Here is a 14,162-nt window from a genome sequence, read left to right as displayed (position 1 = left end):
TTAGAGGTCGTGAGATGAGTAAAAACAGGTACCCCCGATTACTAGGCTTTTTGCCGCTGCTTGGCATGATGTTAATGCTGGGAGGCTGCAAGTGGTCCTTGCTCGACCCAAAAGGACAGGTCGGTCTGGATGAACGCAACCTGATCATCACTGCCACCCTGCTGATGTTGCTGGTCGTGGTCCCTGTGATCATCATGACCTTCGCCTTCGCCTGGAAATACCGCGCGTCGAACACCAAGGCGACTTACGCGCCGAAGTGGTCGCACTCCACCAAGATTGAAATCGCGGTGTGGCTGGTTCCGATCCTCATCATCATTGCCCTGGGTTATGTGACCTACAAGTCCACCCACGCGCTGGACCCATACCGTCCGCTGGACTCCGAGGTCAAGCCGATCAACATCGAAGTGGTCGCGCTGGACTGGAAGTGGCTGTTCATCTACCCGGACCTGGGTATCGCCACCGTCAACAAGATCGTGTTCCCGGAACATACCCCGGTTAACTTCAAGATCACCTCCGACACTGTGATGAACTCGTTCTTCATCCCAGGCCTGGGTGGCCAGATCTACGCGATGGCCGGCATGCAGACCAAGCTGCACCTGATCGCCAACCAGAAAGCTGAAATGGACGGCATCTCCGCCAACTATAGCGGCGCAGGTTTCACCGGCATGAAATTCAAAGCGATCTCGACGAGCCAGGAAGAATTCGACGCCTGGGTAGCCGAAGTCAAGGCCGCACCTAAACAGCTTGATCAAGCTGAATACGAAGCCCTTGCCAAACCAAGCCAGAACAACCCAGTCGCGCTGTACTCCACTTACACGCCTGACCTGTTTCAGAAAGTCGTCGACAAGTACGAAGGCATGAAACCAGGCAAGCCGGTCAAGCACGAGAAGAAAGAAGTGGCTGCGGTTGAAGGTTCTGACACGGGCTCGCATTCAACTGCTGGGGCAGAGGAGTAAACGATGTTTGGTAAATTAAGTTGGGATGCGGTCCCGTTCCACGAGCCGATTGTGATGATTACCATCGCCATGATCGCGCTGGGTGGTCTGGCACTGGTTGGGGGTATCACTTACTTCAAGAAGTGGACCTACTTGTGGACTGAGTGGCTGACTTCGGTCGACCACAAGAAAATCGGTGTGATGTACATCGTCGTTGCCATGGTCATGCTGCTGCGTGGTTTTGCCGACGCCATCATGATGCGTACCCAGTTGGCCATGGCCACTGAGGGCGCGCCAGGCTACCTGCCGCCTGAACACTATGACCAGATCTTCACCGCTCACGGTGTGATCATGATCATCTTCATGGCGATGCCTTTCTTCACCGGCCTGATGAACCTTGCAGTGCCGCTGCAGATCGGTGCCCGCGACGTTGCCTACCCGTTCCTGAACTCCCTGAGCTTCTGGCTGCTGGTGTCTGGCGTGGTGCTGATCAACGTGTCCCTGGGCGTCGGCGAATTCGCCAAGACCGGTTGGGTTGCGTATCCGCCATTGTCGGGCCTGAAATACAGTCCGGGCGTGGGTGTGGACTACTACATCTGGGCGCTACAGTTATCAGGGCTCGGGACGACGCTGACGGGGGTCAACTTCCTGGCCACCGTGCTGAAAATGCGCGCCCCTGGCATGAAGATGATGGACATGCCGATCTTCACCTGGACCTGCACCTGGGCCAACGTGCTGATCGTGGCTTCGTTCCCGATCCTCACCGCTACGCTGGCACTGCTGTCGCTTGACCGTTACCTGGATTTCCACATTTTCACCAACGAACTTGGTGGCAATCCAATGATGTACGTGAACCTGTTCTGGGCATGGGGTCACCCTGAGGTGTACATCCTGATCCTGCCAGCGTTCGGTATCTTCTCCGAAGTGATCTCGACCTTTACCGGCAAGCGCCTGTTCGGTCACCACTCGATGGTCTACGCCTCCGGTGCGATCTCGGTACTGGGCTTCATGGTGTGGCTGCACCACTTCTTCACCATGGGTTCGGGGGCCAGCGTCAACGCCTTCTTCGGCCTGGCGACGATGCTGATTTCGATCCCGACGGGGGTGAAGCTATTCAACTGGCTGTTCACCATCTACCACGGCCGTCTGCGTATGACCAGCCAGGTCGTGTGGACACTGGGCTTCATGGTGACCTTCGCCATCGGCGGTATGACCGGCGTACTGCTGGCCATCCCGGGTGCTGACTTCGTGCTGCACAACAGCTTGTTCGTGATCGCTCACTTCCACAACGTGATCATTGGCGGTGCGGTATTCGGTTACATCGCTGGTTTCAGCTTCTTCTTCCCGAAAGCGTTCGGCTTCAAGCTGCACGACGGTTGGGGCAAGGCTGCATTCTGGTTCTGGATCTCGGGCTTCTTCGTCGCGTTCATGCCGCTCTATGCACTGGGCTTCATGGGCATGACCCGTCGTCTGAACGCCACCACCAACCCTGAGTGGGTGCCGTACCTGTACGTCGCCATGATCGGTGCGGTGCTGATCGCGGTGGGTATCGCCTGCCAGCTGATCCAGCTGTATGTCAGCGTGCGTGATCGCAAGCAGAACATGTGCGAGTCGGGCGACCCATGGAACGGCCACACCCTGGAATGGTCGACTTCGTCGCCACCTCCGTTCTACAACTTCGCCGTGATTCCTACCGCGAACACCATCGATGCGTTCACCGAAGCCAAGGAAAACGGTACTGCGTACCAGCAGCCTAAGCACTACGAACCGATCCACATGCCAAACAACACCGCCACTGGCGTGGTGATGGGTGCGCTGTTGACCGTGTTCGGTTTCGCGATGATCTGGCACATCTGGTGGCTGGCAATCGTGAGCCTGGTGGGCACCATCGGCTACTTCATTGTCCACGCTGCACGTGATGATCAAGGCTACATGGTGCCGGTCGAAACGATCGAGCGCATCGAAGCCGAGCAGCACGCTCGCCTGGTGGCCGAGAAGAAGATCCCGGCCAACCGTGTAGAAACCTCGTTGGAACAGGCTTAAACCATGTCGAACTTAGTGACCAATGCTGGACACGCCCATGTCGATGACCATGGGCACGATGACCATCACCACGACTCGGGCCCGGTAACCGTCTACGGTTTCTGGCTCTACCTGATGACCGACTGCATCTTGTTTGCGTCGATCTTCGCGGTGTACGCGGTACTGGTAAACAACGTAGCGGGTGGCCCGGCGGGCCACGACATCTTCGAACTGCCTTACGTGCTCGGCGAAACCGCCTTGCTGTTGTTCAGTTCGATCACCTACGGCTTCGCCATGTTGTCCTTCTACAAGGGCAACAAGCAGGGCGTACTGACCTGGTTGGGCCTGACCTTCCTGTTCGGCCTGGGCTTCATCGGCATGGAGATCAACGAGTTCCACCTGCTGATCTCCGAAGGCTACGGCCCTAGCCGCAGCGGCTTCCTGTCGGCGTTCTTCACGCTGGTGGGGACCCACGGTCTGCACGTGACATCTGGCCTGATCTGGATGGCGATGATGATGTATCAGGTCAATAAACACGGCCTGACCAACACCAACAAGACTCGCCTGAACTGCCTGAGCCTGTTCTGGCACTTCCTGGATGTGGTCTGGATCTGCGTATTCACCGTCGTCTACTTGATGGGGACCCTGTAATGGCTAATGCACACTCCCATGACAGCCATGATGCGAGTCACGGCAGCGTAAAGACTTACGCTATCGGCTTCATCCTGTCGGTCATCCTGACCCTGATCCCGTTCGGCCTGGTGATGTACCCAACCTTGCCGAAGTCGATCACCTTGATGATCGTCCTGGCGTTCGCGGTGATTCAGGTCCTGGTTCACCTGGTGTACTTCCTGCACCTGGACCGCTCCGAGGCCCAGCGCGAGAACGTGATTGCGTTCGTGTTCGCAGGCCTGGTGATCGTTCTGCTGGTTGGTCTGTCGCTGTGGATCATGTTCAGCATCCACACCTACATGATGGCGAAGTGAGGTAAGACCCGATGTCGCTTAAGCACTTTATCCAAATCACCAAACCGGGGATCATTTTCGGTAACGTGCTTTCTGTGGCAGGCGGCTTCTTCCTGGCCTCCAAGGGACATGTCGATCTGGCCATCTTCCTGGCCGCCATGATCGGCACGTCCCTGGTGGTAGCTTCCGGTTGTGTGTTCAACAACTGCATCGACCGCGACATCGATATCAAGATGGAACGCACCAAGAATCGCGTGCTGGTCCAGGGCCTTATCTCCCTGAAACTGGCACTGCTGTTCGCGACCGTCCTGGGTGTTGCCGGCGTGGTGTTGTTGTACAAGGTGGCCAACCCGTTGGCGGCGCTGTTTGCCGTGATCGGCTTTGTCATCTACGTCGGCCTCTACAGCCTGTACCTCAAGCGCAAGTCGGTTCACGGCACGCTGGTGGGCAGTCTGTCGGGGGCGATGCCGCCGGTGATTGGTTATGTGGCTGTGACCAATAGCTTCGACATGGCCGCGCTGGTGCTGCTGGTGATGTTCAGCCTGTGGCAGATGCCGCATTCCTATGCCATCGCGATCTTCCGTTTCAACGACTACCTGGCTGCGTCGATTCCGGTTCTGCCGGTCAAGCGCGGCATCCAGGTGGCCAAGAAACACATCCTGCTGTACATCCTGGCCTTCCTCGTGGCGACCTTGATGTTGACCTTCAGTGGCTACGCCGGCATGAGCTACCTTGCCGTCGCCGCCGCCATGGGCATGTACTGGTTGTACATGGCCTGGACCGGTTACAAGGCGGTGGACGACACCGTCTGGGCACGCAAGCTGTTCGTGTTCTCGATCTTCACCATCACCGCGCTCAGCGTGATGATGTCCCTGGATTTCCAGGTGCCGAGAGAGCTGTTGCTGACCTACGCGCCCTGAGTGGTTCCAAGCAGTGAACAAGCCCCGCCTTCGTGAGAAGTGCGGGGCTTTTTCTTGGGCGCGGGATTAAATCGGCCGGCGCCTTTCTCGTCATACCTCACTGTACGAGCTGTGCGAATCCATTACCCGCGTACAAGGAGTTGTCACCATGGTCAGCGTTAGTCGTCGGTCCCTTCTCGCCTTGGGCGCGGCCTTGCCCTTGCTGGGGCGCCTGGACTGGGCAGTCGCCAGCCCACCACCGGCAAAGGCTGAGAAGGTACGGCTCAACTATAACGAAAGCCCCTACGGCCCCTCGGGCGCCGCCCGCGAGGCGATGCAGGACGCGATTGCCACGGCCGGGCGTTATCCCTACGGCCACATGTACGCCCTGGCCGCGTTGTTTGCCCGGCAGCAGGGGATTGCCGAAGCACAGGTGGCAGTGTTTTCCGGCTCCATGGCTGCGCTGCGCTACGCGGTGTTGGCGTTTACCGGCGAAAGCCGCGGCCTGGTGATGGCCACGCCGTCCTACGAGGTGCCGCGCCAGGCGGCCGAGGCGAGCGGGGCGCCGGTGCAGGAAGTGAGCCTCACGGCCGAGCACGCCCACGACATTCCCTCGATGCTCGCCGCCGATCCCCAGGCGGGCATGCTCTACCTGTGCAACCCGAATAACCCCACCGGTACCCTGACGTCCACCGAGGCCATCCGGCACGCGCTGGCGAACAAACCCCAAGGCAGCGTGCTGGTGGTGGACGAGGCGTACATCGACTTCGCCGACGCTCCCAGCTGTGTCAGTTGGGTCAAGGAACACGACGACCTGCTGGTGTTGCGCACCTTCTCGAAAATCTACGGCATGGCCGGCGCGCGCGTGGGCCTGGCGATCGGCGCCCCGGCGTTGCTGGCGCGCCTCGCGGTGTTCGGGGGCGACAACGTCCCTGCCGGCAGCGGCTTGCTCGGCGCGCAGGCCAGCCTCGAAGACGTCAACCTGTTGCCGCAACGCAAGGCCCTGAACGCGCAACAGCGCGAGGAGACCGTCGCCTGGCTCAAGGCCCGCGGGTTCACCTGCACGCTGTCGCAGAGCAACTGCTTCATGATCGACGTGAAGCAACCGGCGGAGCAAGTGATCGAGAAACTGGCCGCGCAAGGTGTGATGATCGGCCGCGTATGGAAGAGTTGGCCGCAGTGGGTGCGGGTGACGGTGGGGAACAAGCACGAGATGGAGCGGTTTCGCGAGGTGTTTGCGGCGCAGGTCCAGCGCAGCGTTTAACCCAATACAAAACCAATGTGGGAGGGAGCAATCCCCCTCCTACATTGGGTTCTGCGGTACTACTGCTGCGCGATGCTGTACCCATCGAACGCGGTCTGCTGCTGCAACGCCGTGATCACGCTCTTGCGGCTCAACGGCTGTTCGGCGCCGGCGTTATCCACAAAGCTCTCGACTTCCAGCTCGGCGTCATCGCCTTCACCCACGAAGCTGAAACCCAGGAACTCGAACGCTTCACGGTCGACATTGAGCTTCGAGCGCGGCGTGCGCAGCGGCAGGGTGACGCTGATGCCATCCTTGCTGATCACAAACACTTCGGCGTCTTTCTTCGGCCGCGCGGCCTTGCCCTTGCCGGCGCTCGGGTTGCTGATGGCCTGGTGGGACTGGTTCAACACCTTGAGGGCCAGGCCGTAGACCAGCTCCTGAAACGCCGGGTCGTCCTTGAAGCTGGACAGGATGCGGCTGATCGAGAACTTGCTGCTCAGGTCTTCCAGGGCGATGTTGTCGGCGGCTTCGGCGTCCTTGAGCTGCTTGAGTTGGCCCATCAGGTCGTAGGCCTTGTCGTCGTCGAAGGCATCGTGGGCCTGGCGGATGGCCACGCGCAACTCGCGGATCTGGTCGCTTTCCTTGGAGGTGTGGAACGCGTCCAGCACCATCTCGCTGATGATCTTGGCCGCTGGCACATGCTGTGAAAGATTGATGGCGTTTTCGTATTCAGCTTTGGATTGCAAGGCGACTACGGATTCTTCGGCGGATTCAGCGGTGTAGGAATCGGGCATTGAAATTTCACTACTTCAGTAAACAGGGACAAAAAAGCGTCGGGCATTTTCGGCGGGGAGGGGGGGCAGGTCAAGGCAGCACAATGCCCTTATTGCGACGCAACGCGGCCAGCGCCCGCAAAACAGACCTACGGTCAACCCGCATGCTCAACAGGCTGCCGATGACCATGCCGCCCGCCCAGGCGCCGCTCGACAGTATCGACGGTGCCAGCGCCAGTGTGCTTCCCTGCAGAAAAGCGTCGGATGTTTTCAGGCGCGGACCAGGGCAGTCGGCTTCAACAGGTATTCCCCGTTAATAGTGATAACGACACATCAAGACCTGAGTCTCATCATCCTCTATGCCATAGACCAAGCGATGTTCGGCGGTGATTCGCCGAGACCAGAAGCCACTGAGGTTGTATTTGAGTGGTTCGGGGCCGTCTCTTCAAGGGCATTGAATTCCGATAGCGAGATCATCACCACGGGCTCACCTTTTTGCCGGGTGAGCAGCAACGGGATGTGATCGTCATTGACCCGATCCATTGTCTCGGAGAGATGGGCACGGGCATTGGTGTAGTTGATTGTTTCCATGGGTATGTCCTCGCTTGATGGTACGAAACGTCCAGAAATACGTACATGTGTTCAAGGGTTTCCTTATCAACGGTCAATGGGTGGCACCCTTACGGTTTGAGCCTGACCCACATCAAAACCCCGCAGCGCCAAACCCGTTACAACACAAAGGTCTGATGAACCCATAAAAACGACAACGGACCTGCGCCGAGGGGGCTTCCCCACGCGAGGTCATTAAAGGACTAATGCAATGGCGCTTTCTCTGTCACGCCTGGCCTTGCTGGGAGCGACGTTTGGTCTGACGCTACCCCTGCACGCCAATTCCGCCGATACCGCACTGATCGAACACGGCAAATATGTCGCGCAATTGGGCGACTGCATTGCCTGCCACACCGCCAAGCCAGGCAACACGATGGCCGGCGGGCTGGAGCTGAGCACGCCGATGGGCACGATCTATTCGAGCAATATCACGCCGGACCGCGAGACCGGTATTGGCGCCTACAGCTTCGAACAGTTCGACCGGGTCATGCGTGAAGGTGTCACACCTGCGGGTATGAACCTGTACCCGGCGATGCCGTATCCGTCCTACGCCAAGATGAGCGAGGAGGACATGCGCGCCTTGTACGCCTACCTGATGCAAGGCGTGGAACCCGTGCGGCAGGCCAACCTCGAGGCGGACATGGGCTTCCCGTTCAACCAGCGCTGGGGCCTGGCCTTGTGGAACTTCGCCTTTCTCGACAAGCAAGCGTTCCAGCCCGACCCCGGCCGTGACGCGCAGCTCAACCGTGGCGCGTATCTGGTCCAGGGCCTGGGCCACTGCGGCTCCTGTCATACCCCGCGGGGCATCGCCTTCCAGGAAAAGGCCATGAGCGACGACGGGCGCGGCGGCCAGCATTACCTGGCCGGCGAAACCGTCGAGCATTGGCGCGCCCTGAGCCTGCGCAACCTGTGGACCGTGGAAGACACCGTGCAACTGCTCAAGACCGGGCAGAACCGCTTTGCCACCGTCGCCGGCAACATGGCCGATGTGATTCACCACAGCACCCAGCATTTCAGCGACGACGACCTGACCGCGATTGCCCGCTATCTGAAATCCTTGCCGCCCGGCCCGGACGATCTGCCGATGCCGTCGGTGGCCCGCGCACCGGCCGCGCCGCCCGCCGACCTGTTCACCAGCCGTGGCGGCCTGGGTTATATGCAGTTCTGCAGCGACTGCCACCGCAGTGATGGCGCGGGGGTGAAAGGCTTGTTCCCGCCATTGGCCGGCAACCCGAGCATCGTCTCGAACGACCCGACATCCCTGCTGCACATCACCCTCACCGGTTGGGAGACCGCACAAACGGCCACTCACCCACGGGTCTACACCATGCCCGGGTTTGCCCGGCTGACGGACCAGGAGGTCGCCGAAATCCTCAGTTTCGTTCGCACGCGCTGGGGCAACCAGGGCACGTCGATCAGCGCCGCGCAGGTCAAGACATTGCGCGATCAGCTCAACCCGGCCACGACCGACTCCTCCACTTTCGAAACCCCGCGCCTGGCCGACCTGCTCGCGGCGCCGAACGCCGACCAGGTGGTGCGCGGCATGCGCCTGCACCTGCAAACCAAGGCATTGCTGCCCGACAACGTCGGCAACGCGCTCAATTGCACCAGTTGCCACCTCAACGCCGGCACCGTGGCGGACGGTTCGCCCTTCGTCGGTGTGTCGGCCTTCTTCCCCAGCTATGCACCGCGCGCGGGCAAGGTGGTGAGCCTGGAAGAACGCATCAACGGCTGCTTCCGGCGCTCGATGAACGGCAAACCGTTGCCGCCGCAATCGGCGGATATGCAGGCGATGGTCGCGTACTTCGACTGGATGAAGAACAACACCCGCCCCGAAGACAAGGTGGCCGGGCGCGGTGTAGGCAAGGTCGACCCGGCGATCAAACCGGACCTGGCCAATGGCAAGGCGGTCTACGCCAAGCAATGCGCGGTGTGCCATGGCGACAACGGTGAGGGCCTGGCGCGTGCCGACGGCGAGCGGGTGTACCCGCCGCTGTGGGGCGATCAGTCGTTCAATATCGGCGCCGGCATGGCACGCACCTACACGGCGGCGGCGTTCGTCAAACGCAACATGCCGATCGGCTTCCACGAGCAATTCCCGTTGGGCCAGGGCGGTTTGTCCGACCAGGAAGCGGTGGACGTCGCAGCGTATTTCTCGGGGCAACCTCGCCCGGACTTCCCGGACAAGGTCAAAGACTGGCCCAACGGCGGCAAGCCGGTGGATGCGCGTTACTAGTCCAGTTGCTTGAGGCACGCCTGGAGGATGTCCAGGCCTTCCTCCAACACCACCGGCTCAATGGTCAGCGGTGCCAGTAAGCGGACGATGTGCCGCGACTTGCCGCTGGGCATCAGCAGCAAGCCGGCGTCCCGCGCCAGGCTCAGCAACTGGCTCAGTTGCTGGGGCGCGGGCGTGCCGTCGGCGTGGGCCAACTCGATGCCACGCATGGCGCCGACGCCGGTCAGTCGGCCCAGGTAAGGCGACAGGCGTTGCGCGCGCCAGGTTTCGTAGCGGCGCAGGATGGCCTCTTCCTGTCGCGTGCCCCAGGCCTGCAACTGTGCATCCGTCATCACCTCCAGGGTGGCCAACGCCGCCGCGCAGGCGATGGGATTGCCCGAATATGTGCCGCCCAGCCCGCCTTTGGGCAGGTTGTCGAGTAATGCCTTGCGCCCCACCACAGCACCCAACGGCACACCGCCGGCGATGCTTTTGCCGAGCAGGATCAAGTCCGGCGTTATGCTCAGGCGCGAGAAGGCAAAACGTTGCCCGGTGCGGCCGAAACCGGACTGGATTTCATCGACGATCAGCAGGATGTTTTTCTCATCGCAGAAGCGGCGGAGGGCCTGGGCGAACGCGATATCCAGCGCGAGGAAGCCGCCTTCACCCTGCACCGGCTCAATGATGAAGCAGGCTACATCGTCGACGTCGATTTCCACGCTGAACAAGCGGTCCATGGCCTTCAGCGCTTCGGCGCAGGTCACGCCGTTGTCGGCGCTGGGGTAGGGCAGGTGATACACCGGGCCCGGCAGGACACCAACTTTTTGCTTGTAGGGCGCGACCTTGCCATTCAGGTTGAGGGTGGCGAGGGTGCGGCCGTGGAAGGCGCCGTCGAAGGCGATCACCGCGGTGCGGCCGGTAGCGCCGCGCACGATCTTCAGGGCGTTTTCCGCGGCTTCCGCACCGCTGTTGGTGAGCATCCCGCTGACCGGGTAGTCCACCGGGATAAATGCACTCAGACGATCCATCAGCTCGATGTAAGGCCTGTGCGGAGCGGCGTTGAAGGCGTAGTGGGTCAGTTGGGTCGCCTGCTGGCGAATCGCCTCGACCACCGCCGGGTGGCAGTGCCCGAGGTTGAGCACGCCGATGCCGCCGACAAAGTCGATGTAGCGCTTGCCCGCGGTGTCCCAGACTTCGGCGTTCTTGCCGTGGCTGAGGCTGATGGGGTGGACGATGGAAATCGACTGGCTGATGGTTTCGCGGCTCATGAATCTCGGACTCGGCAGTGGCGGGCGTCTTTTTATCTAAGCCGTGAGCCGGGCCGGGCCGCAAACGAAATAAAGTCGCCGGGTCATTCCAAATCGGAAGGAGCGCTTGCCAAGCAGCCGTTCGGGGCCACAAACCCGCGCATTCATTCCGAGACGATGTCCTTCCCCGCCGCCTTGGAGCGATACAACGCCTGATCGGCCCGCGCCATCAGGGCGTCGGGGCCTTCACCCGCATGACGCTCCACCACCCCCAGGCTCAGGGTGATTTTGAAGTCGCCCACGGTGGGGACTTCGCTCATGCTTTGGCGAATGCGCTCGGCCAGGTTTTTTGCGCTCTCCAGGGTGCTTTTGGGCAGCACCACCACGAACTCATCGCCACCCCAGCGCGCGAGCAAGTCACCGGGGCGCACGCAGGCCTCCAGGCTCTCCACGACGCTCATCAGGGTCTGGTCGCCGACGCCGTGGCCGTGTCGATCATTGATCGGCTTGAAGTCATCGATATCCATGGCGACCAGGGCCAACGGCAGGCGAAAGCGTTGGGCGCGCTCACATTCTTCCAGCAGCACTTTCTCCAGGCGATAACGGTTGGCCACGCGGGTCAGGGAGTCACGCTCGGCCAGGGAGCGGTTCTCGTCCAGTTGCAACTGCAGTTGCTGGTTGACCCGCGACAACTCGCGTGTGCGTTCGGCAACCAAGGCTTCAAGGGATTGGTTGCGCCGTTCGAGCTGTTCGATCGCGCACTTGCGCGTATTGATGTCGCGATGGGCGCCGACCATGCGCGCTACCGAGCCGTCGAGATTACGCGCAACCACATAGCCGCGGTCTTCGATCCACAGGTAGCTGCCGTCTTTTTTGCGGCAACGGTATTCGATTTGGTAATAGGGCGAGCGACGGTTGATGTAGTCATCGAACACCGTCATCACGCGGGAGTAGTCGTCGGGGTGGATGATGTTCTCCCAGGTGAACACGCTGTTCTCCAGGGAGTGGCGGGGGTAACCGAGCATTTCGTACCAGCCCGGGTTGCGGTAAACGAACCCCGTATTCGCGTTCCAGTCCCAGACCCCGTCGCTGACCAGTTCCATGACGGCATGCAACATGTCGGCATTGAGGTCAGTTGACGGTTTGTTGCCGGCTGTATCGTCCATGTGCGCGCTCCCTGCGTGGGCCTCAAGGCCGGTCAAATTGACGCCGATACTCCGTGGCTGGCGCTACTGTACAACGGGGCTTGCACGCTTTGAATAGAGCGACTGTGCAGCTGTCGATGTGCGGCGATGGGCCATTATTTCGGCGCCCGCATCCTCGTCGGTGCCTTCCCGTTGGCGTTGTGCTGGTAAATGGCCTCGGGCTGGCCTTGCTCGTTGAAAAATACCTGGCCGATCCCCGCCGAGTTCCACAAGCGTTCACCGGCTTCGGCGTGTTCCGGGATATGCGGCACCACCTGCATGGTGCGGCGGCGGGTGAACCAGTTGAGTGGGGAGCGCGGCGAGTAGAGCCAGCGGTTGAGGCGGTCGAACCATTCCAGCAGGCGCGGCGGGAATTCGTTCTTGATGCCGCTGCTGGTGATCTGCCAGAGCTTGGGGCCGGCGTTGCGATGGCGGATCAGCACTTCGTAGACGAACGAGTAATGCACGTCGCCCGAGAGGATGACGTAGTTACCCGGTGTGCGGGAGTGGCGGAAGATATTCAGGATCACCTGGGCGGCGCCGCGATGCGCCATCCAGTTTTCGGCGTCGACCAGCAGCGGGTAGCCGCACCAACTGAACACTTTTTGCACGGTCTCGATCAGCTTGACGCCAAAGATCGGCGCGGGGGAGACGATGATTGCCGACGGGTGGTCCAGCAGCGCTTGTTGCAGTTCGCTCAAGGCTTCCCAGTCCAGCAGGCCGGACGGTTGCTTGAGGTTGAATTCGCTGCGCCAGCGGCGGGTGCGGGTGTCGAGCACCACCAGCGCAGGGGTGGTCGGCAGCACGTAATGCCACTGTTGGAAGGCCAGCAGCGTGTCGAGCAGTTGATCCTGCGCACTCGCGTTCAGGTGGTTGTGCTGTGCCTGGGCGACAAGCGCCTGGGTCTGGTTGATCAGCGGGCCAAATACCTGCGGCTGGTTGCCCCAGCCTTGGCACAGCAGGTAAGCCAGCAGCGCGTTACCGATGATGCGTTTGGAGAACGGATGGCCGTAGGCGGTTTCTTCCCACTGCGCGCTGAGGTTCCAGTCGTCGGTGATGTCGTGATCGTCGAAGATCATCAGCGTGGACAGATGGGCAAACACCCGCGCGGCGCCGGGCAGGCCGTTGCGGAAGCGATCGATCTGCACCTGTTCGCGGGCATAACGCTGTTGCGCGTCGGCGCTCAGTTGCGGCGGCTGTGGCGCGATCAGCGTCCAGGGGGTGGGGGACCAGACCAACAAATACATGGCCATCGCTTCGGCGAAGGTCACCAGATGATTGTCGGCGGTGCTGCTGGTGAAAATCGGCTTCTTCACGCCGCCGAAAAAACGCTCGCGCAAGGTCTCGTTGCTGTCCAGCGCGGGGAGCAGTTCGGCCCGTTGGTAATAACTGGCGTGATGCCCGTAGAGGCTGGCGCTGTCGTCCACCACGGCGCCTTCCAGGTATTCGTCGAACAGCCCCAGGCGCGCGATCAGCCCATGAATCGCCCGCAGCATCGGCCCGGCGACATCGTCGGCGTACACCTGGTCGCCGCTCATCATCAACAATGCCGGGCGTTGGGCCGGGGTCTGGGCGTCGGCCAGCAGGCGATCGACGCACAGCAAGCCTTCGTCCGCCGGGTGATGGGGCTTGCGGCAGGAGCCGTGGACCAGTTGATGAATACGGCTATGCAGCACGAAACTCGGCGATTGCGCGTCGCAATAGAGCAGGTGCGCTGCCCAGTGGGCGATGCCGCGCCCGTCGATCAGCAAGTCGTAGCCGATCAGCGCGTCCTGGGGCAGGGCCTCGTCCAACGGGATGTCGATCAAGTGGATAAAGGCCTGGCGCCCCACCGGCACGATTTGGCACTGGCCTTGGTCCAGCACGATGTCGCGGCTCTGTCCGGCGACGTGCAGCCTGAGGGTCAAAGGCAGTTGCCGTGTCCCCACCAGCCACATTACCAGGCGCAGGGGTTCAAGGCGCCGCAGCAGCGGGCCGGCGAGGACGTCGGGCAGGGTGCCGGCGTGAGGCATAGGGTTGAAAGCTCCGCGCAGGGTGATCACGAAGGTTAACCCGGCGGATGTCAGT

13 protein-coding genes are annotated in these 14,162 nt (G+C 61.2%); 7 read left to right on the top strand and 6 right to left on the bottom strand.

Annotation, left to right across the window (positions count from 1 at the left end):
• Positions 1 to 14 precede the first annotated feature (14 nt).
• The 6 genes from cyoA (at position 15) to ptaA (ending at position 6,085) form a co-directional block, all read left to right on the top strand.
• Positions 15 to 956: a ubiquinol oxidase subunit II gene (gene cyoA, locus JN756_RS26840; RefSeq protein WP_026139992.1), complete on the top strand. Its 942-nt coding sequence runs from the start codon at positions 15 to 17 to the stop codon at positions 954 to 956.
• A 3-nt stretch (positions 957 to 959) separates the two neighbouring features.
• Entirely contained in the window at positions 960 to 2,978 is a 2,019-nt protein-coding gene (cyoB, locus tag JN756_RS26835; protein WP_128191942.1) for a cytochrome o ubiquinol oxidase subunit I, read from the top strand.
• 3 nt (positions 2,979 to 2,981) lie between these two features.
• Positions 2,982 to 3,608, top strand: coding sequence for a cytochrome o ubiquinol oxidase subunit III (locus JN756_RS26830; protein WP_017846724.1), 627 nt, complete (start codon positions 2,982 to 2,984; stop codon positions 3,606 to 3,608).
• Positions 3,608 to 3,943: a cytochrome o ubiquinol oxidase subunit IV gene (gene cyoD / locus JN756_RS26825; protein WP_017846725.1), complete on the top strand. Its 336-nt coding sequence runs from the start codon at positions 3,608 to 3,610 to the stop codon at positions 3,941 to 3,943. Before JN756_RS26830 ends, cyoD begins: the two co-directional genes overlap by 1 nt.
• A gap of 11 nt (positions 3,944 to 3,954) precedes the next feature.
• Complete coding sequence (gene cyoE, locus JN756_RS26820) at positions 3,955 to 4,842, top strand: heme o synthase (protein ID WP_017846726.1); 888 nt, start codon at positions 3,955 to 3,957, stop codon at positions 4,840 to 4,842.
• Between the two features lie 148 nt (positions 4,843 to 4,990).
• The gene (gene ptaA, locus JN756_RS26815) at positions 4,991 to 6,085 is read left to right on the top strand and encodes a pyoverdine biosynthesis transaminase PtaA (RefSeq protein WP_201021526.1); all 1,095 of its coding nucleotides are present in this window, start codon (positions 4,991 to 4,993) and stop codon (positions 6,083 to 6,085) included.
• Between the two features lie 59 nt (positions 6,086 to 6,144).
• Here the strand turns inward: ptaA and JN756_RS26810 are convergent, their stop codons facing one another.
• The 3 genes from JN756_RS26810 to JN756_RS26800 form a co-directional block, all read right to left on the bottom strand.
• Positions 6,145 to 6,861 carry a hypothetical protein gene (locus JN756_RS26810; protein ID WP_046382109.1) on the bottom strand — a complete coding sequence of 239 codons (717 nt, stop codon included), beginning with the start codon at positions 6,859 to 6,861 and terminating at the stop codon, positions 6,145 to 6,147.
• 292 nt (positions 6,862 to 7,153) lie between these two features.
• Positions 7,154 to 7,231 (bottom strand): type II toxin-antitoxin system YoeB family toxin, encoded by a 78-nt coding sequence (locus tag JN756_RS26805; RefSeq protein WP_141123716.1) that lies wholly within the window; start codon positions 7,229 to 7,231, stop codon positions 7,154 to 7,156.
• Positions 7,198 to 7,431 carry a type II toxin-antitoxin system Phd/YefM family antitoxin gene (locus JN756_RS26800; RefSeq protein WP_227778728.1) on the bottom strand — a complete coding sequence of 78 codons (234 nt, stop codon included), beginning with the start codon at positions 7,429 to 7,431 and terminating at the stop codon, positions 7,198 to 7,200. Before JN756_RS26800 ends, JN756_RS26805 begins: the two co-directional genes overlap by 34 nt.
• Before the next feature lie 229 nt (positions 7,432 to 7,660).
• Here JN756_RS26800 and JN756_RS26795 point away from each other — a divergent pair, with 229 nt between their 5' ends.
• Positions 7,661 to 9,685, top strand: a complete 2,025-nt coding sequence (locus tag JN756_RS26795) for a c-type cytochrome (protein WP_201021525.1) — start codon at positions 7,661 to 7,663, stop codon at positions 9,683 to 9,685.
• On the opposite strand, the gene JN756_RS26790 is transcribed toward JN756_RS26795, so the two are convergent.
• From JN756_RS26790 to JN756_RS26780, 3 genes are all read right to left on the bottom strand, one after another.
• Positions 9,682 to 10,932 carry a 2-aminoadipate transaminase gene (locus JN756_RS26790; RefSeq protein ID WP_201021524.1) on the bottom strand — a complete coding sequence of 417 codons (1,251 nt, stop codon included), beginning with the start codon at positions 10,930 to 10,932 and terminating at the stop codon, positions 9,682 to 9,684. The two genes, JN756_RS26795 and JN756_RS26790, sit on opposite strands and share 4 nt — an antisense overlap.
• Before the next feature lie 143 nt (positions 10,933 to 11,075).
• Entirely contained in the window at positions 11,076 to 12,077 is a 1,002-nt protein-coding gene (locus JN756_RS26785) for a sensor domain-containing diguanylate cyclase (protein ID WP_201021523.1), read from the bottom strand.
• Positions 12,078 to 12,211: 134 nt separating this feature from the next.
• A complete protein-coding gene (locus tag JN756_RS26780) occupies positions 12,212 to 14,107 on the bottom strand; it encodes an alkaline phosphatase D family protein (RefSeq protein ID WP_201021522.1) in 1,896 nt (631 codons plus the stop codon).
• Between the last annotated feature and the right edge of the window lie 55 nt (positions 14,108 to 14,162).

The sequence above is a fragment of the Pseudomonas sp. Y39-6 genome (assembly GCF_023651955.1).
Classification (GTDB): domain Bacteria; phylum Pseudomonadota; class Gammaproteobacteria; order Pseudomonadales; family Pseudomonadaceae; genus Aquipseudomonas; species Aquipseudomonas veronii.
The sequence above is the reverse complement of the archived record's forward strand: the minus strand, read 5'-3'. Positions and strand labels throughout refer to the sequence as shown.

What these genes read in the sequence shown, in the direction of transcription:
- JN756_RS26800 (WP_227778728.1), bottom strand. Translation starts at nt 7,431, where the DNA reads ATGGAAACAATCAACTACACCAATGCCCGTGCCCATCTCTCCGAGACA.
- JN756_RS26810 (WP_046382109.1), bottom strand. Translation starts at nt 6,861, where the DNA reads ATGCCCGATTCCTACACCGCTGAATCCGCCGAAGAATCCGTAGTCGCC.
- cyoE (WP_017846726.1), top strand. Translation starts at nt 3,955, where the DNA reads ATGTCGCTTAAGCACTTTATCCAAATCACCAAACCGGGGATCATTTTC.
- ptaA (WP_201021526.1), top strand. Translation starts at nt 4,991, where the DNA reads ATGGTCAGCGTTAGTCGTCGGTCCCTTCTCGCCTTGGGCGCGGCCTTG.
- cyoA (WP_026139992.1), top strand. Translation starts at nt 15, where the DNA reads ATGAGTAAAAACAGGTACCCCCGATTACTAGGCTTTTTGCCGCTGCTT.
- JN756_RS26790 (WP_201021524.1), bottom strand. Translation starts at nt 10,932, where the DNA reads ATGAGCCGCGAAACCATCAGCCAGTCGATTTCCATCGTCCACCCCATC.
- JN756_RS26780 (WP_201021522.1), bottom strand. Translation starts at nt 14,107, where the DNA reads ATGCCTCACGCCGGCACCCTGCCCGACGTCCTCGCCGGCCCGCTGCTG.
- cyoB (WP_128191942.1), top strand. Translation starts at nt 960, where the DNA reads ATGTTTGGTAAATTAAGTTGGGATGCGGTCCCGTTCCACGAGCCGATT.
- JN756_RS26785 (WP_201021523.1), bottom strand. Translation starts at nt 12,077, where the DNA reads ATGGACGATACAGCCGGCAACAAACCGTCAACTGACCTCAATGCCGAC.
- JN756_RS26795 (WP_201021525.1), top strand. Translation starts at nt 7,661, where the DNA reads ATGGCGCTTTCTCTGTCACGCCTGGCCTTGCTGGGAGCGACGTTTGGT.
- JN756_RS26830 (WP_017846724.1), top strand. Translation starts at nt 2,982, where the DNA reads ATGTCGAACTTAGTGACCAATGCTGGACACGCCCATGTCGATGACCAT.
- cyoD (WP_017846725.1), top strand. Translation starts at nt 3,608, where the DNA reads ATGGCTAATGCACACTCCCATGACAGCCATGATGCGAGTCACGGCAGC.